This is a genomic window from Streptomyces sp. NPDC001515, assembly GCF_053597115.1.
The window spans coordinates 35,195-59,647 of record NZ_JBSFHN010000008.1 but is presented as its reverse complement, the minus strand read 5'-3'; the positions used below and the strand labels follow the sequence as shown (position 1 = coordinate 59,647).

Sequence of the window (24,453 nt, the reverse complement as noted above, 5' to 3'; positions counted from 1 at the left end):
AGTGACACGAGTGGTGTGAGTGATATGAGCGAGGCGAAGGGCGGGCGGGGTGCCCAGCTCGCGCACACCGGACTGCGGCCCGGCTGGACGACGGGTGCCTGTGCGACGGCGGCGGCGACGGCCGCGTACACGGCGCTGCTGAGCGGCGAGTTCCCCGATCCGGTGACGATCACGCTGCCCCGGGGGCAGACCCCGGCGTTCGCGCTGGCCGTCGAGGAGCTGGCCGGGGACCGGGCGACGGCGGGGGTGGTGAAGGACGCGGGCGACGATCCGGACGTCACGCACGGCGCGCTGGTCCGGGTCACCGTGCGGGCGCTGCCGGCCGGTGCGGGCGTGGTGTTCCGGGCGGGGCCGGGGGTGGGCACGGTGACCCTGCCCGGACTCCCGCTGGACGTGGGGGAACCGGCCGTCAACCCGGTGCCCCGGCAGATGATCCGCGACCACGTCGCCCGGGTCGCGGCCGCGCACGGCGGCTCCGGCGACGTGGAGGTGACCGTCTCCGTGGACCACGGCGAGGAGATCGCCCGCTCCACCTGGAACCCCCGGCTGGGCATTCTGGGCGGGCTGTCGATCCTCGGCACGACCGGCGTCGTGGTGCCCTACTCCTGCTCGGCGTGGATCGACTCGATCCGGCGCGGGGTGGACGTGGCGCGGGCGGCCGGTCTGCGGCATGTGGCGGGCTGCACCGGCTCCACCTCGGAGCGGACCGCCGTCGCGGAGTACGGGCTGCCGGAGCTGGCCCTGCTGGACATGGGGGACTTCGCGGGCGCCGTGCTCAAGTACGTACGCCGCCACCCGGTCGAACGGCTCACGATCTGCGGCGGGTTCGCCAAGCTCTCCAAGCTCGCCGCCGGTCATCTCGACCTCCACTCGGGCCGCTCCCAGGTCGACAAGGACTTCCTCGCCCGGCTGGCCAGGCGGGGCGGGGCGGACGACGCACTGGCCACCGAGGTGGCCTCCGCCAACACCGGTCTCGCGGCGCTGCGGGCGTGCCAGGCGCGCGGGGTGCCGCTGGGCGATCTGGTGGCGGTCGAGGCGCGCGAACAGGCGCTGTCGGTGCTGCGCGGCGCGCCGGTCACCGTGGACGTCGTCTGCATCGACCGGGCGGGCGCGGTCGTGGGGCGCAGCGGGGTGCGCTGACCGGTCCGGGGCGGCCGTGGGCTCAGCAGGTGTGCCGCTCACGGGCGGGCGAGTAGAGGTGGCTGTCGTGGAACTGCTCGGCGCCCAGGGTGCGCCCGACCATGATGACGGCGGTACGGACGACTCCGGCGGCCTTCACCTGGGCGGCGATGGAGTCCAGGGTGCCGCGCAGGACGATCTCGTCGGGGCGGGAGGCCAGGGCGACGACGGCGGCCGGGCAGTCGGCGCCGTAGTGCGGCAGCAGTTCCTCCACGACGCTGTCGATGTGTCCGGCGGCCAGGTGCAGCACGATCAGGGCGCGGCTGCGGCCGAGGGTCGCCAGGTCCTCGCCCTCGGGCATGGCGGTGGCGCGCCTGGCGATCCGGGTGAGGATGACGGTCTGGCCGACGGTGGGGACGGTCAGTTCGCGCTTGAGGGCGGCAGCGGCGGCGGCGAAGGCCGGCACGCCGGGGACGATCTCGTACGGGATGCCCGCCTCGTCCAGGCGGCGCATCTGCTCGTTGACCGCGCTGAAGACGGAGGGGTCCCCGGAGTGCAGCCGGGCCACGTCGTGGCCGGCCCGGTGTGCGGCGGTCAGTTCGGCGGTGATCTGCTCGATGTCGAGTCCGGCGGTGTCCACCAGCCGTGCGCCGTCGGGGCATTCGGCGAGGAGTTCGCGGGGCACCAGGCTGCCCGCGTACAGGCAGACCCGGCAGGAGGCGAGGACGCGGGCGCCGCGCACGGTGATGAGGTCGGCGGCGCCGGGGCCCGCGCCGATGAAGTACACGGTCATCTGTCGTCTCCTGGGGCGGGATCGGCGGCGGAGGGGGTGCGTACGGACCACTGGGTGACGGGCATCGCCTGGCGCCAGCCGGTGAAGCCGCCGACGGGGACGGCGTGGGCGACGGCGAGGCGGACGAGTTCGCCGCCGTGGAGGCGGTGGCGTGCGGCGAGGACCGCCTCGGACTCCAGCGTGACGGTGTTGGCGACGAGCCGGCCGCCGGGTGGCAGCGCCTCCCAGCAGGCGTCCAGGAGTCCGGGCGCGGTGAGCCCGCCGCCGATGAACACGGCGTCGGGGGCGGGCAGTCCGGCCAGCGCGAAGGGCGCCGGGCCGGTGACGACGCGCAGCGCGGGGACGCCGAGGCGTTCGGCGTTCTCCGTGATGCGGCGGGCCCGCTCGGGGTCGCGTTCGACGGTGATCGCCCGGCAGGAGGGGTGGGTGCGCATCCACTCGATGGCGATGGAGCCGGAGCCGCCGCCGATGTCCCAGAGGAGTTCGCCGGGGGCGGGCGCGAGCACGCCGAGGGTGGCGGCCCGGACATGGCGCTTGGTCAGCTGGCCGTCGTGCGCGTAGGCCTCGTCGGGCAGGCCGGGAACGGCGCCGAGGCGCGGGGTGCCGGGGGCGCGGCGGCAGTCGACGGCGACGATGTTGAGCGGGTCGCCCGGCGGGTGCGCCCAGCTCTCGGCGGTGCCCTCGGTGCGGGACTCGTCCTCGCCGCCGAGCTGTTCCAGGACCCGGATGCGGCTCGGCCCGAAGCCCCGGTCGCGCAGCAGGGCGGCGACGGTGGCGGGGGTGGTGGCGTCGGCGCTCAGGACGAGGACGCGGCGGCCGTCGTGCAGGGCGGCGGCGAGCCGGGCCGGGGGGCGGCCGACCAGGGTGACGGTCTCGGTGTCCTCCACCGGCCAGCCGAGGCGGGCGCAGGCGTAGGAGACGGACGAGGGGTGCGGCAGGACGCGCGGCACCCCGGCGCCCAGGACCTCGGTGAGGGCGCGGCCGATGCCGTAGAACATGGGGTCGCCGCTGGCGAGGACGGCGACGCGCCGGCCGGCGTGGGCGGCGAGCAGTCCGGGCAGGGCGGGGCGCAGCGGCGAGGGCCAGGGCACCCGGCGTCCCGCGCAGGCGTCCGGCAGGAGGCCCAACTGGCGTGCGCCGCCCATCAGTACCTCCGCGTCCGTCAGTTCCGCGCGGGCCGTCCCGGCCAGTCCGGCCCAGCCGTCGGCCCCGATGCCGACCACGCTCACGGTGTGCGGGGCGGGCGCGGCGGGGCGGGGGGTCACGGACGGTACCTCGGTTCTCGGGGGGGCTGGCGCATCCCGAACTCTACTGTCCCGGGCGATCGCGACGGCCGGGAGGTGACCTTCGCCTCATGCTCCCGTACGGGCCGCGACCTGCGGCCTTGCGTCCGGCGCGGGGTCTCCCCGAGGGGGCCGCCGCGCCGGACGGCGCCGTACCGGGCTACGCCAGGGCGCCGCGCTCCGCGAGGAGTGCGGTGACCCGGTCGACCGGGAGGGCCGGGACGTGGTGGCCGGCCCGGCCGGTCATCGAGCGGGCGCCGGTCAGCACGTTGAGGACGGCTTCCTCCACGGACTCGACGACCGCCGTGTAGAAGGGGTCCATCCGGCCCCAGGGCACGAAGCGCATCGACTCGTAGGGGGCGCTGCCGTCGTCCTCGGGGAACGTGCTGGTGAGGACGCCCGCGTTGGCGGTGGAGAAGGCCAGGAAGATATCGCCGGAGAAGTGGCTTCCGGTGGTGCCGGTGCGGGCGAGGCCGAGGGTGGCGCGGCGGGCGAGGGCCTTGCACTGGCCGGGCAGCAGCGGGGCGTCCGTCGCGACGACCACGATCACGGAGCCGGCGCCCGGCGGGACCTGGCGTTCGGCCTCGGGCTCCGGGCGGGGCGGGTCGGGCAGTTCACGGCCCACCGGCACCCCGGCCACGGTCAGCTCGCGCCGCGCCCCGAAGTTGGCCTGGACGAACGCGCCCACGGTGTAGCGGTCCGTGCCGTATCCGACCGTCCGCGAGGCGGTGCCGGAGCCGCCCTTGAAGCCGTAGCAGCGCATGCCGGTGCCGCCGCCGACCCCGCCCTCCTCGACCGGTCCGGAGACGGCCGCCTCGATGGCCTCGGCGGCGTGGTGGGGGCGGACGGCGTCGCCGTGGATGTCGTTGAGGTGGCCGTCCCAGGTCTCGGTGACGACCGGCAGCAGCCATTCCGGGGCCATCCCCCGGCAGTTGGCGCGCACCCAGTCGACGACGCCCCGGTGCACCGGGCCGACCGCGTAGGTGTTGGTGAGGAGCACGGGGACGGCGAGGGCGCCGCTCTCCTCGATCCAGGTGGTGCCGGTCATCTCCCCGTTGCCGTTGAACGAGTGCCAGCCGGCCGCGCAGGGCGTGCCGACGCCGTCCCGGCCGCGCGGGAGGAGCGCGGTGACGCCGGTGCGGACGTCCTCGCCCTCCTGGAGGGTCACATAGCCGACCTCGACCCCGGGGACATCCGTGACGGCGTTCCACTTCCCGGGTTCACCGGTCAGCCGGATGCCCAGGTCACGTGCCCTCGTGCGGCTCTCGTCCACTGCGTCCTCCCGCGTGCCGTCGTCGTCGTGCCGGTGAGGCTACGGGAACGGTGGTACGCCCCGACAGCGTGCCCCCGGCCGGTTCAGTGGGTGCCGGGTCCGGGGCGGACCTCGCCGTGGGACTGCCACGGACGGGCCAGCGCGGCCAGGCAGAGGGCCGCAGCGCCGAGGGAGGCGAGCACGACGACGGCCATCGGGGTCGCGGTGTCCTCGCCGAACAGGCCGACGAGCGGGGAGGCGACGGCACCGAAGAGGAACTGGAGGCCGCCGATGAGCGCGGAGGCGGCGCCGGGCGCGCTCCGGCCCAGGTTCTGGCCGATGCTCATGGTCGCGGGGAAGATCAGCGCTACTCCGGAGACCGTGACGAAGAGGCAGATCCAGGTGACGGCGAGATGCGTTCCGGTCAGGGCCGGAAGCACCAGCAGGGCCACCGCGCCCGCGCCGGAGAGCGCGAGGCCGGCGATGAGGAGCGTGTTGAGCCGGACGCGTGCGGAGAGGCGGGCGAAGGCGAATCCGGCGATCAGCATGCCCACCGCGTTCGACGCGAAGATCAGCGAGTAGCCGGTGGCCGAGACGCCGTGGACGTTCTGGAAGACGAAGCTCGATCCGCTGATGTAGGCGAACAGGGCAGCCGAGGTGAAGCCGAGCACGAGGACGTAGCCCATGAAGGCGCGGTGCCCGAGCAGGGTCCCCATGGTGCGGAAGGTGCCGCTGAGGCCCCCGGCGTGCCGGCGTTCGGGCGGCAGGGTCTCGGGGACGGTGTGCACCACGGCGAACAGCAGGGCCGCGCCGAGGACGGCGAGGACGCCGAAGACGGCGCGCCAGGTGGAGAGCGGGAGGACGGCGCCGCCGATGACCGGGGCCACGATCGGGGCGATGCCGAGGATCTGGGAGAGCAGCGCGAAGTAGCGGGGAACGTCGGCCCCGTGGAAGCGGTCGGTGATGACCGCGCGGGCCAGCACCATGCCGGCGGCGCCCGCGAAGCCCTGGAGGAAGCGGGCGGCGGTGAGCAGTTCGACGGTGGGCGCGGCGGCGCAGAGCAGCGAGAAGAGGACGAAGCCCGCGGTTCCGGCGATCAGCAGTCCGCGGCGGCCCCGGCCGTCGCTGACCGGGCCGATGAGCAGTTGGCCGACGACCATCCCGACGAGGAAGGCGGTGAGGGTGAGCTGCACGGCCGAACCGCTCGCGTGCAGCGCGGCGCTCATGGACGGCAGGCCGGGCACGTACATGTCGGTGGCGAGCGGGGCGACGGCGGTGAGCGCGCCGAGCACGGCGATGAGGGCGGCGGCGCGGGCGGGCGCGGCCGGGGTGGGGGCGGGCGTGTCCGGGGTGCGGGCAGCGCGGAGCGCCGCCTCGTCGGAGGCGGGGGAAGGGGATACCATGACGAAAAAGGTAACTAATGATTCACCGGTTAACAAATATGTCCACCGGCCGACGAAGGAGTGCGGGTGCAGTCCCATCCCGATGGTGTGCGTGACGACTGGGTACGCCACAACCCCGGGCTCGACGTCTCCGCGATGGAGATCGCGGGCCTGGTCAAGCAGGTGTCGGCGCTCTTCGACCGCGCGCTGGAGCCGATCTACGAGGGCGCCCCGCTCACCGCGCCCGAGGCCGATCTGCTGATCCCGCTGCGCCATGCCACCGAGCCGTCCATCGCGCGCCGGCTGGCCGACAACATGGGGTTGTCGCGCGCCGGGGTGAGCAAGACCCTGGCCAAGCTGGAGAAGCGCGGCCACATCGAGCGCACCCCCAATCCGGCCGACCGGCGTGCCGCGCTGGTCACGATCACGGAGTCGGGCAAGCGGGCCATCGACGCGATCTTCCCGCGCCAGCTCACCGCCGAGGCCGCGCTGCTGGCCGGTCTCGGCGAGGACCGGGCCGCCGTGGTCGACGCCCTCGCCCGGCTCGTCGCGGTGATGGAGACCGGCCTGACCGAGAGCCAGGGGCGCAGCCTCGGCCTGGGCCTGTCCAACATCCGGGGCCCCCAGGCCCCTTGAGCGTCCGGGAGGCCGGGGTGGACGTGCGGGGAGCCGGTTGAACGCGACGGGGGCCGGGGTGGACGTGCGGGAGGCCGGCGGGGGCCGTCCTTACCCCGTTGTCAGACCCATGTGATGGACTTCACTCATGGTGACGACAACATCAGTGACCGGAGCGGCCGGTGACGGCGTGACAGCCGTGACGGGGGCGGAGAGCCGGCCGACGACCGGCGGCGCGGACGACGGCCACACCGACCGGACCCGGTCCGGGGTCCACTGGGCCCCGTTCCGGTCGACCGAGCGGGCCGCCGTCGCGGCCATCGATCTGCTGCGGCGCCTCGCGGCGGACGGGGGCGACGGCCCGCCGCCCCTGCCGCGCGATCCCCGGACCGTCCGGTTCCTCGGCGCCACCCACCGGGAGCTCATGCCGAGAGCCACGGGGTGCCCCGACTGGCTGGTGGAGGCGTGGGCGGGCTGCGGATTCCCCGAGGGGCATCCGCGCGGACCGCGCTCGGTGTCCCTGCCCGGCCGGGCGGAGATCCTGGAAGAGCTGCGCACCAGGGCCGACCGGAACGCCCGCGGGATGATCGGTTACAAGAACACCCCGTCCCTCGCCGCCTGGCTCTCCCCCTTCTATCTGGGCGGTCTCGTCACGGCCGGGGACATCCTGGGCGTGCTGCCGGCCTCGCTGACGATGACCCACCGGGTGAAATGGCAGCTGCGCCCCCTGCGGTTCGCCATCGAGCGCGGGCTGCGGAGCCTGCTGAGCGGGGCGCTGGGCACCGACCGGGACGCCTGGCTCCGGCTCCTGACCGCCGTGGAGCTGAACTGCCGCGCCGACTCCGACCGCCCGGACATCACCTGGCCCCAGCTGCTCGACCTGGCGGGGACCGTCACGCCGGACCCCGGGATGCTGCGGCCCACGCTGGACCTGGACAGGCGGCGCGCGGTGGCGCGCGGGGGAAGCGGCCTGTCGCCGGAGGACGCGCTGTTCGGCTCGACGTGGTGGTGGCCGGCGGGAGAGGTGCTGCGCCGGGTGGACCGCACCGTGCTCGGGCTCGTTCTGCCGGCGCTGCCCGAGGACACCGGGACGCAGCTCGCCCGGTACGTGGTCGCCCTGCGCCACGGCACTCCCCCGGACCTCCTGGAGCATCTGATCGCCACGGACGACCGCGAGGCGCTGTGCGCGCTGGCGGGCGGGCCGGACCTGGACGAGCGGACGGCCGGTCCGCTCCTCCGCCTGGGCGATCACGAGCTCCACCTGAAGGTGGCCAGATCCTGGTACCGGGTGGGTCCGGACCGGCGGCGGGCGGTGTTCTCCGACCCCTCGGTGACGCTCGCCCCGCACGCGGCGCGCCTCAGCAACCTCGTCCACCGCGAACTGCTCCTGGCCCGGGAGCCCGAACTGGTCGAAACGGCGTTCACCGGACCGCGCGTGAAGAGCTTCAGGATCCAGGAGCATCTGACGGGCGCGCTCTCGATCCTGCGCGGGGGCGGCCCCGCCCGGCTGACCGCGTTCCTGGCCACCGGTCTGCTCTCCCCCGCCGTGAGCCGCGTCTGCGCGAAGGCGCTGACCGCCTCCGACCCGCTCGCCGCCCTGCGGACCCGGGCCGAGCGGGAGTTCACCACTCCCAAGCTGGCCGCCCGGCTGCGCCGGGTGGGCATCACCTCGGGCGCCTCCGAATCCGCCCAGCTGATGCTGCTCTTCGACGACTGGTCCATCGACTGGGCGTACCTGGAGGCGGAGCACCTGCGCGAGCCGTTCAAGCACTGGCCCCGGATCGTCAACCGGATGCCGACCCCGCCGGAGGTCCTGGCCCGGCACACCGCCGCGGCCGCCGAGGACCGCAGCCGGCCCGTGTGCCATCGCGAGAACCCGGTCGTGGCGCGCGGCATCCTGCGCGACGGCATCAGCTACTCCAGCACGCCCGACGGGGCGATCGACCGGCTGGACCGGATGCTGGAGGCCGGCACCGTCACCGCGGACGAGCTGATCACCGTCGCCGGAAAGGGCCCCTGCGTCCTGCGCTACCTCGGGGACACCCGCCACCGCCCGGACGCCCCCGAGGGGGTGGCCGAGGCCGTGGCGAAGGTCGCCGCGCTGGTGCGTACGCATCTGCCGGTCACCGACGAGGCCGCCTGGCACCGCCTCTACGCCCGGCTCGCCTCCCAGGAGCCGCATCCGCTCCAGGAAGGCACCATCGAGGCCCTCCTGACGGCCGGCCCCGACGACGAGGAGACGGAGGCCGGCGGGGGCGGGGCGGTTCCCGGGTCCGGGACCGCCGCCGGTGAGGGCGGGACCGGGGCCGCGCCCGGTTCGGGCCCGGCCCCGGAGGCGATACCCGCCTGAGCCCCGGACGCCGTGCCCGGGTGCCGGGCCGGGGCAGGTCCGGTTCCGGGCTGGGGGGGTGTCCCGGCCGGGCCCCGGGGATGGACCCCGGACGCCGTGCCCGGCCCCGGCCCCGGGGACGGACCCCGGCCCCCGCCCCGGTCCGCCGGGCAGCCTCGGCACCGCGTCCGCGGCACTCACCCGTTCGGACGGGTCCGGTCGCCGTCGCCCGTGCTCCGTTCGACGATCGGGATCCGGTCGATCGAGGGGAGAGGTCCGGGCATGGACCCACAGGACGGTTACGAGAGGCAGTCGCGGCAGGAGCCTTGGGACGAGGACGGCCGGCAGGCGTGGCAGGAGCCGCAGGGCGGGGCCGCCCGGCCGCGGCGGACCGGGTTCGTCCCGCCGCAGTCCCGGCCCCGGCCGCCGGGGCCCCGGCTCGACGCGGCGCGGCTGTGGGCGGGCGGTGCCGTGACGGCGCTGGTCGCCGCGCTCACCGCCGTCGTGGGCCTGCTGCTGATCCGGGGCGTGCTGGGCATTCCGGTCTTCGCCCCGGAGGGGGACGGGGCGATGGGCGACGCGTCGACCGGGGTGCTGGCCGTGGGCGCGGGGTTCTCCGCGCTGGTGGCCACGGGGGTGCTGCATCTGCTGATCCTGGCGACACCCCGGCCGGGCACCTTCTTCGGATGGCTCGTGGCGCTGGCCACCGCCGTCATGGTGCTGCTGCCCTTCACCACGTCCGCTCCCCTGGACGCCCGGATCGGTTCGGCGGCGCTGTATCTGGTCATCGGGATCGCGATCGGGTCGCTGCTGTCGGCGGCGGGGCGCGGCGCGGTGCGAAGGGACTTCTGAACGGCTGGGCCCGGGGCGGTGCGCAGGTGGGGCTGAGCGGCGCGGTGCGGCGCGGTGCGGCGCGGTGCGGCGCGGTGCGGCGCGGCGCGGTGCGGCGCGGCGCGGTGCGGCGCGGCGCGGTGCGGCGCGGCGCGGTGCGGCGCGGCGCGGTGCGGCGCGGCGCGGCGCGGTGCGGCGCGGTGCGCAGGTGGGGCTGAGCGGCGGGTCCCCTCAGCCCTCCTCGGTGAGCTGTTCGTCGAGTTCGTCGAAGAGCAGCTCGCCGTGGTCGATCTGGCCCGTGCGGTACGCGGAGCGCGCGACCAGATGGGCGGCGACCGGTCCGGTCATCAGCTGGAAGAAGCCGATCAGCCCCAGCGTGGCGAGGTCCATCCCGCTGCGCAGCCGCAGGGCGACGCCGGCCAGGACGAGCAGCATGCCCAGGGACTGCGGTTTGGTCGCGGCGTGGCTGCGGGAGAGCACGTCGGGCAGGCGCAGCATGCCGACCACGCCGAGCAGGCAGATGGCGGCGCCGATCAGGACGAGGACCGAGCCGGCCGTGTCGGCGATCCGGAGCCAGACGCTCATGGCGCGTCCTTGTCGGCCGGCCCGTCGGTGCGGGGGTGGCCGGGGGGCCGGTCGCGCACGGCGATGAACCGCGCGATGCCGACCGATCCGGTGAAGCCGAGGAAGGCCAGCACCAGCATGATCGGGAAGTAGAACGGGTCCCGGGCGAAGGCGGACTTGGCGCCGAGCCCGGCGATGATCAGGGCCGCGCAGACGTCCAGCGAGATCGCCCGGTCGAGCATCGAGGGGCCGCGCCAGATGCGGGCGAGGAGCCCGGCCCCGGCGAGGACGACGAGGACGACGGCGGCGATCAGCAGGCCCCGGTCGACGGTCTCCGGCACACTCATGCGTCTTCCTCCGGATCGTCCGGCCGGTGGCCGGAGTGCGGTGCGGTCGGGGGCGGTGCGGCGACGCGCTCGATCTCGTCGCGGGTGCCGAAGGCGCGGACGGTCAGCTCCTCCAGCCGCCACACCGAGCGCCGGGCGGCGTCCAGTTCGGCGGGCCGGTCGGCGTCGAGGACGTGCAGGAACAGGGTGGCGGTGGCGCGGCGGACCTCGACGACCGAGCCGCCCGGCACGTTCGAGACGGCGACGGCGGTCGCGGTGAGCATCAGGTCGGAGCGGCAGCGCAGGGGTACGGCCATGACGGCGGCCCGGTGCGGGTGGTCCACGAAGATCTGCCGGGTGACCTTCACGCCCGATGTGTACATGTCGTACAGCAGATAGACGGCCAGCCGCAGGATGCCCCAGGGGTGGAGCCGCAGTCCGAGGTCGACCTGCGGCAGCGGGAAGGCCAGGCAGACGGCGACGGCGACGAGGGCGCCGGTCAGCAGGTTGGCCCAGTTGAGGCTGGACCAGAGCAGCACCCAGATGACGGTGAGCCAGGCGATCAGGGGCAGGTCGAGCACCCGGGGCCGGCGGCGGCCGATGTCGAGGCTGAAGGGCGGCAGTTCGCGGTTGCGGAAGGAGAACGTGATGAGCCTTCTCACCGGCCGAGCACCGCCTCGATGTAGGGGGCGCGCGCGAGGAGTTCGGCGGCCGAGCGGTCGGTGTACGAGGTGAGCGGTCCGGCGAGCACGGTGAAGGCCAGGCCGAGGACCACGGCCGCAGCGGTGGCCCAGGTCATCGGTCGGGGCAGCCGGGTGGTGGTGGTCACGGCATGGCCGTGCAGGGTGGCGGCGACGGCCCGCCCGGCCGGTTCGTGGCGGTGGCGTACGCCTTCGTCGCCGGTGCCGGGCATCCGGTCGGGGCCCTCGTCGGTGTCGTCGTCGCCGTCCTCGTCGGTCTCCAGGACGGTGCCGTCGGCGGCCTGGCCGGGCGGCGCGGCCCGCCAGAAGGCCAGGTTCCAGACCTTGGCCATGACGTACAGCGTGAGCAGGCTGGTCACGGCCGATCCGGTCACCAGGGTCCAGGCCCAGAACCCGCCGGCGTCGACGCCCGCCCGCATCAGCCCGAGCTTGCCGATGAAGCCGGAGAGCGGCGGGATGCCCGCCAGGTTCATCGCGGGGACGAAGAAGAGCACGGCGAGCGCCGGGGCGGCCCGGGAGAGGCCGCCGAGGCGGGTGAGTTCGGTGGTGCCGCCGCGCCGTTCGATCAGCCCGGCCACCAGGAACAGCGTGGTCTGGACGGTGATGTGGTGGACGACGTAGACGATCGCCCCGCCGTACGCCTCGCGGGTGGCGAGCCCGATCCCGAAGACCATGTAGCCGATGTGGCTGATGAGGGTGAAGGAGAGGACCCGTTTCAGGTCGGTCTGGGCGACCGCGCCGAGGATGCCGACGGTCATCGAGGCGAGGGCCGCGGCCATCAGGAGGTCGCCGAGCCGGTTGCCGGGGAAGAGCAGCGTCTCGGTACGCAGCATGCAGTAGACGCCGACCTTGGTGAGCAGTCCGGCGAAGACGGCGGTGACGGGGGCCGGTGCGGTGGGGTAGGAGTCGGGGAGCCAGGCGGCCAGCGGGAAGACGGCGGCCTTGACGGCGAACACGGTCAGCAGCATCGCCTGGATGAGGGTCTGGACGCCCAGCGGCAGCACGGCGAGGCGGCCCGCGAGCTGGGCGAAGTTCGCGGTGCCGGTGGCCGCGTACGTCATGGCGATGGCGGTGAGGAAGAGCATCGACGAGAACAGCGAGATGATCACGTACGTGGAACCGGCGCGGATCCGGGGGCCGGTGCCGCCGAGGGTGAGCAGGACGAAGCTGGCGACGAGCATGATCTCGAAGCCGACGTACAGGTTGACCAGGTCACCGGCGAGGAAGGTGCAGGAGACCCCGGCGACCAGGATGAGATAGGCGGGGTGGAAGACCGCCACCGGTGTCTCCTCGTCCCGGTCGGCCATGCCCTGGCCCAGGGAGTAGACGAGGACGCAGAGCGTGACGGCCGAGGAGACGGTCAGCATCAGTCCCGAGAGCCGGTCGGCGACCAGGGTGATGCCGAGCGGGGGTGCGAAGTCGCCGAGGTGCACGGAGAGCGGGCCGTCCGTGTCGGCGACGATCATCAGGGTGACGGACAGGCCCAGGACGGCGGTGAGGACCGCGACGCTGATCAGGCGCTGGATCTGTTTGAGCCGGGTGCCGAAGGCGAGGCTCAGTCCGGTGGCGCAGAGCGGCAGCAGCACGGGCAGCGGGACGAGTGCGTTCATCCGGTCTCTCCTCGGTTCGGGCCGCCGTGGCCGGGGGCCCCGTCGCCGGGGGGTGTCGCGGGCTCCTGCGGGTCGGCGCCCAGTACGTCGTCCCACAGGTCGCCGGTGGCGTAGCGGCCCCGGGCCTGGAGGGCGCGGTCGGCGCGGAGGCGGGCGCGGAGCCGGCGGCGCTCCTCGCGGTAGCGGCGGCGTTCCTCGGCGGAGGGGTCGGCGGCGGCGCGGTAGCGCTCGCGCAGTTCGTCGCGTTCGTCCAGGACCTCGGCGCGGAGCACGATGCGCCGGTCCTCCAGGTCGTCGTGGACCTCGTCGGTGCCGTTGAGCTGGTGGCTGCGGTAGGCCATGGCGAGGAGGAAGGCGGTGGTGGCCAGGGTGATGACGATCGCGGTCAGGGCGATGGCCTGGGGCAGCGGGTCGGTGACCTTGGCCAGGTCGACGCCGTAGAGCAGCGGTTCGCGGCCGGCGGAGCCGCCGGCGGCCAGGACGAGCAGGTTGATGCCGTTGCCGGCGATCACCGCGCCCAGCAGGATCCGGGTGAGCGGCCGGGTGAGCATGAGGATGCCGCCGACGGCGCAGAGGACGGCGGCGGTGGCGAGCAGGGAGGCGCTGACGGTCACCGGGCGGCGCCTCCCGTCCCGGGTGCGGGCCGGGAGCGGGCCGCCTGTTCGGCCGCCGCCCGTTCGATCTGCCGGTCGATCTTGGCGCCCAGGGCCCGCACGATGTCCAGGACGACGCCGAGGACCAGCAGATAGACCCCGCAGTCGAAGATCACCGGGGTGCCGAAGTGGAAGTCGCCGACGAGCCGCAGGTGGCCGTGGTACGTCCAGGCGTGCAGGACCGTTCCGTCGGCGAGGCCGAGGAGCGCGACGCCGGTGGAGAGGAAGAGGCCGAGGCCGGTGAAGAGGCCCGGCTGGAGCGGGGCGGCCTCCGCGAGTTCGAAGCGGCCCCCGGCGAGGTAGCGGGTGATCAGGGCGACCCCGGCGACGAGCCCGCCGACGAATCCGCCGCCCGGCATGTTCTCGGCGCAGAACAGCAGATAGACCGAGAGGACCAGGATGGGGTGGAACAGCAGCCGGGCCACGACCTCGAAGACGACGGAGCGGTGCTCGGGGGCGAGGGTGGCCCCGGCCGCCAGCCAGCCGCGTTCGGGGGCGCCCTCGTCTCCGAGGGGGACACCGGTCAGCGGGGCGGCCGTCACCGACCAGGCGGTGTGCGCGGGCCGTTCGGGCGGGGCCCCGGTCCCCTCGGCGCGGCGGTGCAGATAGATGAGGCTGGTGACGCCGATCGCGGCGGCGGCCAGGACGGCGGACTCCCCCATGGTGTCCCAGGCGCGCAGGTCCACGAGGATGGTGGCGACGACGTCCTTGAGGCCGTGGTGCGCGGTCTCCTCGACCATGGCGGCACCCGCCGCGTCGGCGGTGCGCCCGGCGGCGGCCACCCAGACCACCACGCTCAGCGTCGCCGCGGCGGCCAGCGCCACGGGGACGCGGACGGCCCGCCGCCAGGTGCTGACCGTCTCCTGGAAGTGCACCGGCATCCGCCGCAGCACCAGCACGAACACGATCATCGAGACGGTCTCCACGCAGAACTGGGTGAGCGCCAGGTCGGGCCCGCCCTGGACGACGAAGAGCAGCGCGGTGCCGTATCCGGTGAGTCCGGCGAGGACCACGGCCTTCATGCGGCGGCGCACGGTCAGGCAGAGCAGCGCCGCGGCGCAGGTGAGCGCGGCGACGGCGCCCTGGAGCGGTACGTCCCACAGGCGCGGCGCGGCGGCGTCGCGCCAGGGCCGGTCGACGCCGAGGACGGTGAGCTGGGCGGCGAGCATCACCAGCAGGGTGGTGGCGAGGTAGACCGACAGGGAGCCGCGCTGGACGAAGCCGGTGGTCTGGAGGGAGAGCCGTTCCAGGCCCAGGACGAGCTGGTTGAAGACGCTGTCGGCGGTCGGCCAGGCGATGCGCCGGGAGAGCCGGGTGACGGGTCCGCGGGCGGCGAACAGGACGGCGCCGCCTGCCGTGGCGACGGCGGAGAGCAGCAGGGCGGTCCCCCAGCCGTGCCAGAGGGCGAGGTGGTACGGGTGGGCGGTGGGCGCGAAGGTGTCGGCGTAGGCGCTCAGCAGCCGGTCGGTCCAGCCGATGCCGGGGCCGAGGACGAGCCCGCACCCGGCGAGCAGCGCGGGCGGCGCGACGAAGGCGGCGCCGACGCGGTGGACGGGGGTGTCGGGGACGCCGGGTTTGCGCAGGAAGGCGCCCCAGACGAACCGGACGGTGTAGGCGACGGTCAGCATCGATCCGATGACGGCGACGGCCAGGGCCCAGCGGTCGGCGGTGTCGCCGTGCAGCAGGGCGCCGAAGGCGGTCTCCTTGGCGGCGAAGCCGAGCAGCGGGGGCAGTGCGGCCATGGAGGCGGCGGCGGCGGTGCCCACGGCGCAGACGTACGGGAGCGCGCGCCCGACGCCGGAGAGCCGGCGCAGGTCGCGGGTGCCGGCCGCGTGGTCGACGATGCCGGTGACGAGGAAGAGCGGTGCCTTGAACAGGGCGTGGCCGAGGATCATCACGACGGCGGCCAGCGCGGCGTCCCGGTTGCCGACGCCCGCGAGGAGGGTGAGGAAGCCGAGCTGGCTGACGGTGCCGTAGGCGAGGACGAGTTTCAGGTCGTGGAGGCGCAGTGCCCGCCAGCCGCCGAGCAGCATGGTGGCGCCCCCGAGGACGAGGACGAGGGGCCGCCAGACGGGGACGTCGGCGAAGGCGGGGGCGAGCCGGGCGATCAGGTAGACGCCCGCCTTGACCATGGCCGCCGCGTGCAGATAGGCGCTGACGGGGGTCGGTGCGGCCATGGCGTTGGGGAGCCAGAGGCCGAAGGGCCAGACCGCGGATTTCGACAGGGCCCCGCACAGCACGAGGACCACGGCGGTGGTGAGGGCGGGGCCGTGGGCGGGCGGATCGGCGAGGATCGCGGAGATGCGGTAGGTGCCCGCCTCGCGGCCGATGATCAGGAAGCCGACGAGCATGGCGAGGCCGCCGAGGGTGGTGACGGTGAGCGCCTGGAGGGCGGAGCGGCGGCTGTGGCGCTGGGTGCTGTCGAAGCCGATGAGCAGGTAGGAGAAGACCGTGGTCAGCTCCCAGAAGACGTAGAGCGTGATCAGGTCGTCGGCGAGGACGAGGGCGAGCATGGCCCCGGCGAAGGCCAGCAGGTTCCCGGCGAATCCGGCGAGCCCGGGGGTGCCGGTGCGGAAGTACGACGCGCAGTAGAGCAGCACGAGGGTGCCGATGCCGGCCGCGAGCAGCACCATGAGTTCGGCGAGCGCGTCCAGGCGCAGCTGGACGGTGACGTCGTACGCGGGCATCCAGGCCCAGGACCAGGTGTCGGAGCCGCCGGAGGCCGCGGTGTCCCACTGGGTGAACGCCCAGCAGGTGGTGGCGGCCGGGGCCAGGGCGAGGACGAGGAAGGCGCGGGCGCCGAGCCGGCGCACCAGGGGGCGCGCGCAGGCGGCCAGGACGAAGTGGCAGACGACGAGCGCGGTCATGCGGCGGGTGCGGGGGCACGATGGGGTGCGAAACGGGCTTTGGGCACTAAATACAGATATATCCCCGACCGGGCTTCACCCGTACGGCGCGCCGCGCCCGTCGCGGTGCGCTGGGATCAGTCGGGTGCGCCGCAGGGTCCGCTGTGGTCGCAGTAGGGCGTGTTCCGGGTGCGTCCGCAGCCGCAGAGCATGGCCCGGGTCTCCTTGCGGGGCCCGTCGGGGGTCTCCACCTCCAGATCGCCGCGCAGACGCAGCACTCCGTCGCCGCCGAGCGAGACACGGGTGGGCGTCTCGGGCTCCTCGGCGGACCCGCCGTCGGTGCGGCGGTACTGGAGCGCGCCGCTCGGGCAGCGGTGGACGACCTCGGCGATGTCGTCGGCGGGGGCGGCGCCGGGCTGGATCCAGGGCCTGCGGCCGGTGTCGAACACGGCCGGCAGGCCGCGTACGCACTCGGCGGCGTGCAGACAGCGGCGCACGTCGTACTCGACGGTGATGCCGTCTCCGTCGTACGACCTGACCGCGGGGCGCGGGGGCGGTTCGGCGGCCACCTGGAGCCTCCCTCGGGGCTGCGGGGTCCGCGTGCGGGGGCGGGGGCGCTCCCGTACGGATGTTTTCAGCCTCCCCCCGAACGGCGGCTCCCGCTACTCGGAGCCACCGCCGTACCGCCCATTTCCGGACAGCTCACCGCAGTGATGAACGAGGTGTGAGCGACTGGTGTTGCACATGTGAGCCCGCTTCCTTTCGTTTTTCGCAGTGTGACTAATATCTATCTGTCGAAGTTCTCAACGGAATTGACCAGTCGTGAGGCTGGCACCATCGTCAAGGAGCATGCCCTGCGCACGCGCGCGTCACGGCGGAGCGGCTCGACCACAATGTCGCTGCGGACGGCCCTGCTCGTACTGGCCATCGTCCCCGGTGTCGCACTGGCCGCCCTCTGGGCCGTCACCAGTGGTCAGACTCTGCTCGACTTCCAGAAGCAGGCGGCCCAGGGGCAGTTGGCCCAGAAGGCCGGCCAGCCGTCCAACATCGTGTACTACAACCTGCAGGAGGAGCGCCGGCTCAGCGCCGAGGCTCTGGCCCGCCACGGAGGTACCACCGACGCGCTGCGCAAGCAGCGCAAGCTGACCGACGAAGCGATCGACACCTTCCAGTCGCTCTCGGACATCGCCACCGACGACGCCCCCACCGAGGTGCGCGAGGCCGTCGTCGCCGCCCGGTCGGCGATCACCCAACTCCCCGCCCAGCGCACCCTCGTCGACGAGGGCGGCGACGGACAGCAGAAGGTCGTGTACCGCTACTACACGGACCTGATCGCCGTCGACCTGAAGCTCTTCACCGCGCTCAGCCACGTGGACAACGGCAAGATCACCACGCTGTCCCAGCCGCTGGTCGACGTGTTCTGGGCCAAGGAAATGATCTCGCGCTCCGACGCCCTGCTGGCCCGCGGCTGGCCCAAGGGCAAGCTGAGCACCTCGGACCTCCAGCAGGTCCGCCAGGCGGTCGCCGGGCAGTCCTTCCAGTTCACCACGAAGGTCGCCCCGTACCTCTCGGCCGAGGAGAAGGCCATGTGGGAGGAGATCTCCGCCAGTTCGGCGTGGAAGACCAAGACCCAGGTGGAGAACGAGGTCCTGCGCCCCGCCGACCCGGACGCCTCCGGATTCGTCACGCTCGGCGCGAAGGAGACGACCTGGCGCGGCGCCATGGACGAGGTCACGCCCCAGCTGGTGAAGCTCATGGAGCACCGCACCGATCTCGTGGTCGCCAACGGCAAGGACAGCGTCATCTCGCTGCTCATCCGCGTGGTGCTGACCACGGTCGTCGGCCTGCTCGCCGTCGTCGCGGTCATCTGGTTCACCTGGCGTCTCACCCGCAACCTGCGCCGCCGGATCGGCGGACTCCAGGAACGCGCCGAGGAGCTGGAGAAGGCCCTGCCCGATGTCGTCGAGCGGCTCGCCAACGGCGAGCGCATCGACATGGAGGCCGAGGTCCGCGCCATCGGCCAGCAGGGGGAGGCCGGCAAGGGCGACGAGCTGGCCCAGCTGGGCAACGCGCTCGACCTGGCCCGCACCAGCGCCCTGCAGGCGGCCGTCAAACAGGCCGACCAGCACCGCGGCTTCGAGCGGCTGCTCCAGCGCATCGCCCGCCGCACCCAGCAGCTGATCGGTCAGCAGCTGAAGAAGCTGGACGAGCTGGAGCGCAAGCACGAGGACCCCGAGGTGCTGGACGGCCTCTTCGACCTCGACCACCTCACCGCCCGTCTGCGGCGCTACGAGGAGAACCTGGTGATCCTCGCCGGCGGCTCCCCGCACCGCCGCTGGCGCAAGCCCGTACCGCTGCTGGACGTCATGCGCTCCGCCCAGGGCGAGGTGCAGGACTACCAGCGCGTGGTGCTCGACCTGGACGGGGCCCCCTGGCTCGCGGAGCGGGCCGTCGGCCCGGTCTCGCACGTCCTGGCCGAACTCATCGAGAACGCCCTCACCTTCTCCAAGCCGCCCAGCCCCGTCGAGGTCAGGGCCGCCCGGGTGAGCCGGGGCCTGGCCATCGAGGTCGAGGACCGCGGACTCGGGATGGAGGAGGAGCAGCTCGCCGAGGCCAACCAGCTGATGAGCGTGCCGCCCCGGATGGACGTGCTGGCCCACTCCGACGACATCCGTCTCGGTCTGCACGTGATCGCCCGCCTCGCCGACCAGCACGGTCTGCGGGTGGAGTTCCGCCAGTCGGCCTTCGGGGGCACCCGGGTCGTCGTCCTCGTCCCGGACGCGCTCACCGTCCCCGGCCCGCACTCCGGTCCGGCCGCCGTGCCGTCGCCCGAGCCGGCCGCCGCCCCCGCGGCGCCCGTGCCCCCGGCGGTGCCCGCGCCGACGGCCGACACCGACGCGCTGCCCAGCCGCGGCCGCGGCCAGGCGCTCGCCGACGTCACGGCCCTGCACGCCGCGGGCGCCCCGTTCACCACCGACGGCACGGCCTACACGGTGGCGGAGGACCCCTTCCCCGCCCGGGAGGAGCGTCCGTCGCCGGCCGCCGAGCCCTTCGGCGAGCCGGAGCACCCGTACGCCGCGTTCCCCGGCTCCACGCCGGACGGCGCGTACAGCCACGTGGCGCCCGCGTCGCCGTACCGGGGCGCGGACCAGAACGCGTACGTCGCCGCGCCGGACAGCGCCTTCGGCGGTGGCCGGCCGCACACGTACGAGGAGGGCGAACAGCCCTACATGAAGGCCGAGGGCCAGTACCCGGTGCCGCACCAGCAGCCGTACGCGACGCCCGAGGAGCCGTACATGCCTGCGCAGCAGCCCTACCCGGGCGCCTACGGAGGGAACGTCCCCGCCCCCGCGGGCTTCCCGGTGCCCGGTCCCCGGCAGCCGGAACCGGCCGCCGCCCCGCCCGGACGGTTTCCGGTCTCCGAGCCCGACCACCCGGCTCCCCCGCCGGCGGGCACCACCGGCCACGGCGGCGGGCCCGCACGGCCCGCGCTGCCCTCCGGCCCCGCGACGGAACCCCCGTTGCCGCGCCGGGTGCGCCAGGCCAGCCTCGCGGACGAACTGCGGATCAACCCCGCGGCCGGTTCCACCGGGTCCGCGCCGGCCGCTCCCTCCGCCGGCCCCGCTCCCAGCCCGGCCCCGCGCCGCGCCGGAGCCGCCATCGGAGCCTTCCAGCGCCGGTCCCGCGCCGCCCGCGCGACCGAGGAGCCGCCGAAGCAGCCCGAACCCCCCTCCCCCCTCCCCACGAGAGAAGAACGGTCATGACACGCACAACCGCCACGCATCAGGACCTCGACTGGCTCCTCGACGGTCTGGTGGACTCGGTGGCCGAGACCCTGAACGCCGTCCTGCTGTCCGACGACGGCCTGGTCGTCAGCCACTCGCGCACGATCGAACGGTCCGACGCCGAGCGGCTGGCCGCCATCTGCACCGGTCAGCAGAGCCTGGCCCGCGGTGTGGGCCAGCTCTTCAACGGCGGCGGCGTGCACCAGGTGATCGTCGAACTGTCGGAGCTGTGGCTCTTCATCATCTCGGCCGGCCAGGGCACGCATCTGGCCGTGGTGGCCTCCCAGGAGGTGGACGCCGAGATCATGTCGCTCGCCATGCACAACCTCGTCCAGCAGGTCGGCCAGAAGCTCAGCACCCCGGTGCGCAACGAGTTCGACGCCTTCGGCGGTGGGGACGGGCCGCGCGTGTGACCCCGCACTGGGAGGACGACGAGCTGCACCACGACGACGGTGAGGACGGGGCGGGCACCATGGTGCGCCCGTACACCATCACCCGGGGCCGGACCGCGCCCGAACGGGACGACTTCAGCCTCATCACGGTACTGACGACCGCGGACACCCCGCGGGACGACCGCGGCGCGCCGGTGCATCCGGGCAGGCTCCAGCCGGAGCACCGGATGATCCTGGACCGCTGCCGTCGCCCCGCGGCGGTCGCCGAGGTCGCCGCGGATCTCAACCTCCCGGTCTCGGTGACCAAGATCCTGCTGGCGGACCTGGTCGCCCAGGGCCTGCTGCTCGCCCGCGCCCCGATCTCGGTGGCACGGGCGGCCGGCGGTGCCGACATGGCCATGCTGGCCACTGTTCGCGAAGGACTCCGGAGACTCTGAGCCAAGATGACCATCAGTCAGGCGGCCCCCGCCGCCGTAAAAATCCTGATCGCCGGCGGCTTCGGCGTCGGCAAGACCACCCTCGTGGGCGCCGTCAGCGAGGTCGCGCCGCTGCGGACCGAGGAGTTCCTCACCAAGGCCAGCATCGGCGTCGACGATCTGGCCGGGATCGGGCAGAAGGACACCACGACCGTGGCCCTGGACTTCGGCCGCATCACGGTCAGTCCCGAGCTGGTCGTCTACCTGTTCGGCACCCCGGGCCAGGAACGCTTCTGGTTCATGTGGAACGACCTCGTCAACGGCGCCCTGGGCGGCGTCGTGATCGCCGACACCCGGCGGCTGGAGACGAGTTTCGCGTCGATCGACTTCTTCGAGAGCCGGGACATCCCGTTCGTCGTCGCGATCAACTGCTTCCACGGCCACAACACCCGCACCCCCGAGGAGATCAGGGCCGCCCTGGACCTCGACCCGCATGTGCCGATGCTCGTCGGTGACGTGCGGGAGCGGCATTTCGGCCGCGATGTGCTGCTGGCCCTGGTGGACCACCTGATGAGCCTCCCGGTCGCGGGCTGACACGCCCCCGCCCCCGTCCCTTTCCCCTTCCCCCGTTCTGGAGATCCGATATGGCAACACCCCTGCGCGTCCTGATCCACGGCGGCGGCATCGGCGGCCTCACGCTCGCCACCGCCCTGGGCCGGCGCGGCCACACCGTCGAGGTCGTGGAACTCCGCGAGGAGCTCGACGCCCTGGGCGTCGGCATCATCCAGCCGTCCAACGCCCTGCACGTCATGCGGGAGATCGGCGCCCTCGACGCCTGCCTGGAGGCGGGCTTCGAGTGGGACGTCCTCACCATCGCGGACCCGGCCGGCAACACCGTGGCCGCGATACCGCAGCCACGCATGGGCGACGCCCCGTCCAACAACGGCATCCCGCGCCCGGCCCTGGCCCAGGTGCTGGGCGCCGCGGCCACCGGGGCCGGCGCGAAGATCCGCTTCGGCACGACCATCACCGACCTCACGGACGACGGCGAGGGCGTGGACGTCACGCTGTCCGACGGTTCGTCCGGCCGCTGGGACCTGGTCGTCGGCTTCGACGGCATCGGTTCGCCGCTGCGCACCCGGCTGTACGGGGACCGCTACGCCCCGCAGTACAGCGGCTTCGCCAACTGGCGGGTCACCGTGCCCCGCCAGGAGCAGGTGCGCGGGGTCGTGATGGCCACCGCGGGCCAGGCCGCGAAGGCGCTGCTGACGCCGATCACGGACGAACTGATGTACCTGGGCTCGGTGTTCGCCGAGGCCGAGGACTTCCGGCCGGACCCGGAGCGGGCGCACGAGCAGCTCAAGGAGCGGCTGCCGATGTTCTCGGGCCCGATCGCCGAGGCGCTGGAGCAGGTCACCGGACCTGAGGGCGTCGTCTACTCGCGGATCTCCCAGGTGACCGTCGAGGAGCCGTGGCACGTGGGCCGGGTCGTCCTGGCCGGTGACGCCGCGCACGCCTGCACCCCGCACATCGCGCAGGGCGCGGCGATGGCCGTCGAGGACGCCCAGGTGCTCGCGGAGTCGCTCGACGCCGAGCAGGACCTCGCCACCGCGCTGGACGTCTGGGAGGCCCGTCGCCGCCCGCGCGCCATGTGGGTGCAGGCCATGTCGCGCGCGGTCCTCAAGCAGGAGACGGGCGGGGAGACCACGCCCGAGGAGGACGAGCTGCTGAAGACCGGTATCCCGGGCGCGGCGCACGTGCTGGTGCAGCCGTACTGACCCGGTCGCGAGCGGGCCGTCCGGCACTGCCGGGCGGCCCGTTCGCCGTTTCCGGACACCCCCCGGGGGGCGAGCGTGGCGTCGCCCGGCGGACGGGAAGGGCGGGGAAGGGCCGGCCAGGCCCTACGGCACGGCGGCCATGCCGTCGATCTCGACCAGGGCCTGTTCGTCCCAGAGGCGGACCACTCCGATGACGGCCATCGCGGGGTAGTCGCGGCCGGCCAGGCGGCGCCAGACGCGGCCCAGTTCGGCGGCGTGGGCGCGGTAGGCGGCGACGTCGGTGGTGTAGACCGTGACCCGGGCCAGGTCGGCCGGGGAGCCGCCGGCCGCGCGGAGGGCGGCGAGGAGATTGGTGAGGGCGGTGGTGAACTGCTCCGGCAGGGTGCCGGGGACGAGGTCGCCCCGGTCGTCCAGGGCGGTCTGGCCGGCGAGCAGGACGAGCCGGCCGCCCGTGACGGTGACGGCGTGCGAGAAGCCGGCGGGCGGGGCGAGTTCGGCGGGGTTGATCCGGTGGATCTGGCTCATGCGATGGGCTCCCGGTCGGCGTACAGCTCCTTGGCGATGACGGTGCGCTGGACCTCGCTGGCCCCCTCGTAGATCCGGGGGGCGCGGACCTCGCGGTAGAGGTGTTCGAGGAGGTGGCCCCGGCGCAGGGCGCGGGCGCCGTGCAACTGGACGGCATGGTCCACGACGTACTGCGCGGTCTCGGTGGCGTAGAGCTTCGCCATCGCGGCCCGCCGGGGCACGCCCGGCTCCCCCGCGTCGTACGCGGCGGCGGCCGCGTACACCAGCAGGCGGGCGGCCTCGGTGCGGGTGGCCATCTCGGCGACGCGGTGCGCGACGGACTGGAGGTCCTTGAGGGGGCCGCCGAAGGCGGTGCGGGCGGCGGTGTGCTCCAGGGTGGCGTCCAGGGCGGCGCGCGCCATGCCGACGGCGAAGGCGCCGACGCTGGGGCGGAAGAGGTTGAGGGTGTTCATGGCGACCCGGAAGCCCCGGTCCGGTTCCCCGAGGACGTCGTCGGGGGTGACCGGGACGGCGTCGAAGGCGAGGGCGCCGATGGGGTGCGGGGAGAGCATGTCCAGCGCGGTGCCGGTGAGGCCGGGCCGGTCGGCGGGGACGAGGAAGGCGGTGACGCCCCGGGCGCCGGCGCCCCGGGTGGTGCGGGCGAAGACGGTGTAGAAGTCGGCCTCCGGCGCGTTGGAGATCCAGCGCTTCTCGCCGGTCAGCCGCCAGCCGCCGCCCGGGGCGGGCGCGGCGTCCAGGGCGAGGGCCGCCGCGTCGGAACCGGCGCCGGGCTCGCTGAGCGCGAAGGCGGCGACGGTCCGGCCGGCGCGGACCCCCGGGAGCCAGCGGGCGCGCTGCTCCGGAGTGCCCGCCCGCACCACGGGGGAGGTGCCCAGGCCCTGGAGGGCGAGGGCCGTCTCGGCCTCCGTACAGCCGCGGGCGAGCGATTCGCGCAGCAGGCAGAGGTCGAGGGCGCCGGAGGCGAACATCCGGTCGAGCAGGCCCAGCTCGCCGAGCGCCGCGACGAGGGGGCGGTTGACGCGGCCGGGCTCGCCCCGGGCGGCGAGCGGGCGCAGCCGTTCCTCGGCCAGTGCGCGCAGTTCCTCGCAGCGGGCGGTCTGTGCCGGATCGAGCGAGAATGCCGTCATACGGCGCCTCTCCTGTCGCATCCCGTCGAAGGCCGCGTCCGGTCCCCGTGGCGGCGGAGTGCGGTCCCCGGGTCCGCTCCTTTATCGCGGACCGTTGACTACCGTCACCCGAACGATACGCTCCAA

The 24,453-nt window shown here is 74.2% G+C and carries 23 protein-coding genes; 10 read left to right on the top strand and 13 right to left on the bottom strand.

Features of this window, described 5'->3' with window-relative positions:
* Nucleotides 1-24 precede the first annotated feature (24 nt).
* A complete protein-coding gene (locus ACWCXC_RS11335) occupies nucleotides 25-1,140 on the top strand; it encodes a cobalt-precorrin-5B (C(1))-methyltransferase (protein WP_450681143.1) in 1,116 nt (371 codons plus the stop codon).
* Between the two features lie 22 nt (nucleotides 1,141-1,162).
* On the opposite strand, the gene cobM is transcribed toward ACWCXC_RS11335, so the two are convergent.
* From cobM to ACWCXC_RS11315, 4 genes are all read right to left on the bottom strand, one after another.
* Entirely contained in the window at nucleotides 1,163-1,912 is a 750-nt protein-coding gene (gene cobM, locus ACWCXC_RS11330) for a precorrin-4 C(11)-methyltransferase (RefSeq protein WP_450888233.1), read from the bottom strand.
* Entirely contained in the window at nucleotides 1,909-3,177 is a 1,269-nt protein-coding gene (gene cbiE / locus ACWCXC_RS11325; protein WP_450888231.1) for a precorrin-6y C5,15-methyltransferase (decarboxylating) subunit CbiE, read from the bottom strand. The genes cobM and cbiE overlap by 4 nt, the downstream gene beginning before the upstream one ends.
* A 178-nt stretch (nucleotides 3,178-3,355) precedes the next feature.
* On the bottom strand, nucleotides 3,356-4,468 hold the full coding sequence (locus tag ACWCXC_RS11320; protein ID WP_450888229.1) for a DmpA family aminopeptidase: 1,113 nt from the start codon (nucleotides 4,466-4,468) through the stop codon (nucleotides 3,356-3,358).
* An 83-nt stretch (nucleotides 4,469-4,551) separates the two neighbouring features.
* Nucleotides 4,552-5,850 carry a multidrug effflux MFS transporter gene (locus tag ACWCXC_RS11315; RefSeq protein WP_450888227.1) on the bottom strand — a complete coding sequence of 433 codons (1,299 nt, stop codon included), beginning with the start codon at nucleotides 5,848-5,850 and terminating at the stop codon, nucleotides 4,552-4,554.
* Nucleotides 5,851-5,916: 66 nt separating this feature from the next.
* Here ACWCXC_RS11315 and ACWCXC_RS11310 point away from each other — a divergent pair, with 66 nt between their 5' ends.
* The 4 genes from ACWCXC_RS11310 (at nucleotide 5,917) to ACWCXC_RS11295 (ending at nucleotide 9,822) form a co-directional block, all read left to right on the top strand.
* Nucleotides 5,917-6,465 carry a MarR family winged helix-turn-helix transcriptional regulator gene (locus ACWCXC_RS11310; RefSeq protein ID WP_450681148.1) on the top strand — a complete coding sequence of 183 codons (549 nt, stop codon included), beginning with the start codon at nucleotides 5,917-5,919 and terminating at the stop codon, nucleotides 6,463-6,465.
* Between the two features lie 169 nt (nucleotides 6,466-6,634).
* Entirely contained in the window at nucleotides 6,635-8,794 is a 2,160-nt protein-coding gene (locus ACWCXC_RS11305) for a hypothetical protein (protein ID WP_450888225.1), read from the top strand.
* Nucleotides 8,795-9,055: 261 nt separating this feature from the next.
* A complete protein-coding gene (locus ACWCXC_RS11300) occupies nucleotides 9,056-9,625 on the top strand; it encodes a DUF6069 family protein (RefSeq protein WP_450888223.1) in 570 nt (189 codons plus the stop codon).
* Nucleotides 9,626-9,651: 26 nt separating this feature from the next.
* The gene (locus tag ACWCXC_RS11295; RefSeq protein WP_450888221.1) at nucleotides 9,652-9,822 is read left to right on the top strand and encodes a hypothetical protein; all 171 of its coding nucleotides are present in this window, start codon (nucleotides 9,652-9,654) and stop codon (nucleotides 9,820-9,822) included.
* 13 nt (nucleotides 9,823-9,835) lie between these two features.
* Here ACWCXC_RS11295 and mnhG read toward each other — a convergent pair whose 3' ends face one another.
* The 7 genes from mnhG to ACWCXC_RS11260 all read right to left on the bottom strand — a co-directional run bounded on the left by mnhG (nucleotide 9,836) and on the right by ACWCXC_RS11260 (nucleotide 16,873).
* Entirely contained in the window at nucleotides 9,836-10,189 is a 354-nt protein-coding gene (gene mnhG, locus ACWCXC_RS11290) for a monovalent cation/H(+) antiporter subunit G (RefSeq protein ID WP_450681151.1), read from the bottom strand.
* Nucleotides 10,186-10,515 (bottom strand): monovalent cation/H+ antiporter complex subunit F, encoded by a 330-nt coding sequence (locus tag ACWCXC_RS11285; protein ID WP_450681152.1) that lies wholly within the window; start codon nucleotides 10,513-10,515, stop codon nucleotides 10,186-10,188. Before ACWCXC_RS11285 ends, mnhG begins: the two co-directional genes overlap by 4 nt.
* A complete protein-coding gene (locus ACWCXC_RS11280) occupies nucleotides 10,512-11,156 on the bottom strand; it encodes a Na+/H+ antiporter subunit E (RefSeq protein WP_450681153.1) in 645 nt (214 codons plus the stop codon). Before ACWCXC_RS11280 ends, ACWCXC_RS11285 begins: the two co-directional genes overlap by 4 nt.
* Nucleotides 11,153-12,805 carry a Na+/H+ antiporter subunit D gene (locus ACWCXC_RS11275; protein ID WP_450888218.1) on the bottom strand — a complete coding sequence of 551 codons (1,653 nt, stop codon included), beginning with the start codon at nucleotides 12,803-12,805 and terminating at the stop codon, nucleotides 11,153-11,155. The genes ACWCXC_RS11280 and ACWCXC_RS11275 overlap by 4 nt, the downstream gene beginning before the upstream one ends.
* Nucleotides 12,802-13,419 carry a Na(+)/H(+) antiporter subunit C gene (locus tag ACWCXC_RS11270; RefSeq protein ID WP_450681155.1) on the bottom strand — a complete coding sequence of 206 codons (618 nt, stop codon included), beginning with the start codon at nucleotides 13,417-13,419 and terminating at the stop codon, nucleotides 12,802-12,804. The genes ACWCXC_RS11275 and ACWCXC_RS11270 overlap by 4 nt, the downstream gene beginning before the upstream one ends.
* The gene (locus ACWCXC_RS11265) at nucleotides 13,416-16,325 is read right to left on the bottom strand and encodes a Na+/H+ antiporter subunit A (protein ID WP_450888216.1); all 2,910 of its coding nucleotides are present in this window, start codon (nucleotides 16,323-16,325) and stop codon (nucleotides 13,416-13,418) included. Before ACWCXC_RS11265 ends, ACWCXC_RS11270 begins: the two co-directional genes overlap by 4 nt.
* Nucleotides 16,326-16,441: 116 nt before the next feature.
* The gene (locus tag ACWCXC_RS11260; RefSeq protein WP_450681157.1) at nucleotides 16,442-16,873 is read right to left on the bottom strand and encodes a (4Fe-4S)-binding protein; all 432 of its coding nucleotides are present in this window, start codon (nucleotides 16,871-16,873) and stop codon (nucleotides 16,442-16,444) included.
* 324 nt (nucleotides 16,874-17,197) lie between these two features.
* Between ACWCXC_RS11260 and ACWCXC_RS11255 the strand changes: the two genes are divergently transcribed.
* The 5 genes from ACWCXC_RS11255 to ACWCXC_RS11235 are packed head-to-tail and all read left to right on the top strand — an operon-like array spanning nucleotide 17,198 to nucleotide 22,675.
* On the top strand, nucleotides 17,198-20,068 hold the full coding sequence (locus tag ACWCXC_RS11255; RefSeq protein WP_450888214.1) for a nitrate- and nitrite sensing domain-containing protein: 2,871 nt from the start codon (nucleotides 17,198-17,200) through the stop codon (nucleotides 20,066-20,068).
* Nucleotides 20,065-20,502, top strand: coding sequence for a roadblock/LC7 domain-containing protein (locus tag ACWCXC_RS11250; protein WP_450681159.1), 438 nt, complete (start codon nucleotides 20,065-20,067; stop codon nucleotides 20,500-20,502). The genes ACWCXC_RS11255 and ACWCXC_RS11250 overlap by 4 nt, the downstream gene beginning before the upstream one ends.
* Nucleotides 20,499-20,918: a DUF742 domain-containing protein gene (locus tag ACWCXC_RS11245; RefSeq protein ID WP_450681160.1), complete on the top strand. Its 420-nt coding sequence runs from the start codon at nucleotides 20,499-20,501 to the stop codon at nucleotides 20,916-20,918. The genes ACWCXC_RS11250 and ACWCXC_RS11245 overlap by 4 nt, the downstream gene beginning before the upstream one ends.
* Nucleotides 20,919-20,924: 6 nt before the next feature.
* On the top strand, nucleotides 20,925-21,491 hold the full coding sequence (locus ACWCXC_RS11240; protein ID WP_383642320.1) for a GTP-binding protein: 567 nt from the start codon (nucleotides 20,925-20,927) through the stop codon (nucleotides 21,489-21,491).
* A gap of 50 nt (nucleotides 21,492-21,541) precedes the next feature.
* Nucleotides 21,542-22,675, top strand: coding sequence for an FAD-dependent monooxygenase (locus ACWCXC_RS11235; RefSeq protein WP_450888211.1), 1,134 nt, complete (start codon nucleotides 21,542-21,544; stop codon nucleotides 22,673-22,675).
* A 123-nt stretch (nucleotides 22,676-22,798) separates the two neighbouring features.
* Here the strand turns inward: ACWCXC_RS11235 and ACWCXC_RS11230 are convergent, their stop codons facing one another.
* Together ACWCXC_RS11230 and ACWCXC_RS11225 are read right to left on the bottom strand one after the other, a co-directional pair.
* Nucleotides 22,799-23,200, bottom strand: coding sequence for a RidA family protein (locus tag ACWCXC_RS11230; protein WP_450681162.1), 402 nt, complete (start codon nucleotides 23,198-23,200; stop codon nucleotides 22,799-22,801).
* Nucleotides 23,197-24,327 carry an acyl-CoA dehydrogenase family protein gene (locus ACWCXC_RS11225; RefSeq protein ID WP_450888209.1) on the bottom strand — a complete coding sequence of 377 codons (1,131 nt, stop codon included), beginning with the start codon at nucleotides 24,325-24,327 and terminating at the stop codon, nucleotides 23,197-23,199. Before ACWCXC_RS11225 ends, ACWCXC_RS11230 begins: the two co-directional genes overlap by 4 nt.
* Nucleotides 24,328-24,453 lie beyond the last annotated feature (126 nt).

Coding starts and splice junctions, on each gene's coding strand:
- ACWCXC_RS11335 (WP_450681143.1), top strand. CDS start 25: ATGAGCGAGGCGAAGGGCGGGCGGGGTGCCCAGCTCGCGCACACCGGA.
- cobM (WP_450888233.1), bottom strand. CDS start 1,912: ATGACCGTGTACTTCATCGGCGCGGGCCCCGGCGCCGCCGACCTCATC.
- ACWCXC_RS11315 (WP_450888227.1), bottom strand. CDS start 5,850: ATGGTATCCCCTTCCCCCGCCTCCGACGAGGCGGCGCTCCGCGCTGCC.
- ACWCXC_RS11300 (WP_450888223.1), top strand. CDS start 9,056: ATGGACCCACAGGACGGTTACGAGAGGCAGTCGCGGCAGGAGCCTTGG.
- mnhG (WP_450681151.1), bottom strand. CDS start 10,189: ATGAGCGTCTGGCTCCGGATCGCCGACACGGCCGGCTCGGTCCTCGTC.
- ACWCXC_RS11285 (WP_450681152.1), bottom strand. CDS start 10,515: ATGAGTGTGCCGGAGACCGTCGACCGGGGCCTGCTGATCGCCGCCGTC.
- ACWCXC_RS11275 (WP_450888218.1), bottom strand. CDS start 12,805: ATGAACGCACTCGTCCCGCTGCCCGTGCTGCTGCCGCTCTGCGCCACC.
- ACWCXC_RS11265 (WP_450888216.1), bottom strand. CDS start 16,325: ATGACCGCGCTCGTCGTCTGCCACTTCGTCCTGGCCGCCTGCGCGCGC.
- ACWCXC_RS11255 (WP_450888214.1), top strand. CDS start 17,198: ATGTCGCTGCGGACGGCCCTGCTCGTACTGGCCATCGTCCCCGGTGTC.
- ACWCXC_RS11250 (WP_450681159.1), top strand. CDS start 20,065: ATGACACGCACAACCGCCACGCATCAGGACCTCGACTGGCTCCTCGAC.
- ACWCXC_RS11240 (WP_383642320.1), top strand. CDS start 20,925: ATGACCATCAGTCAGGCGGCCCCCGCCGCCGTAAAAATCCTGATCGCC.
- ACWCXC_RS11235 (WP_450888211.1), top strand. CDS start 21,542: ATGGCAACACCCCTGCGCGTCCTGATCCACGGCGGCGGCATCGGCGGC.
- ACWCXC_RS11230 (WP_450681162.1), bottom strand. CDS start 23,200: ATGAGCCAGATCCACCGGATCAACCCCGCCGAACTCGCCCCGCCCGCC.
- ACWCXC_RS11225 (WP_450888209.1), bottom strand. CDS start 24,327: ATGACGGCATTCTCGCTCGATCCGGCACAGACCGCCCGCTGCGAGGAA.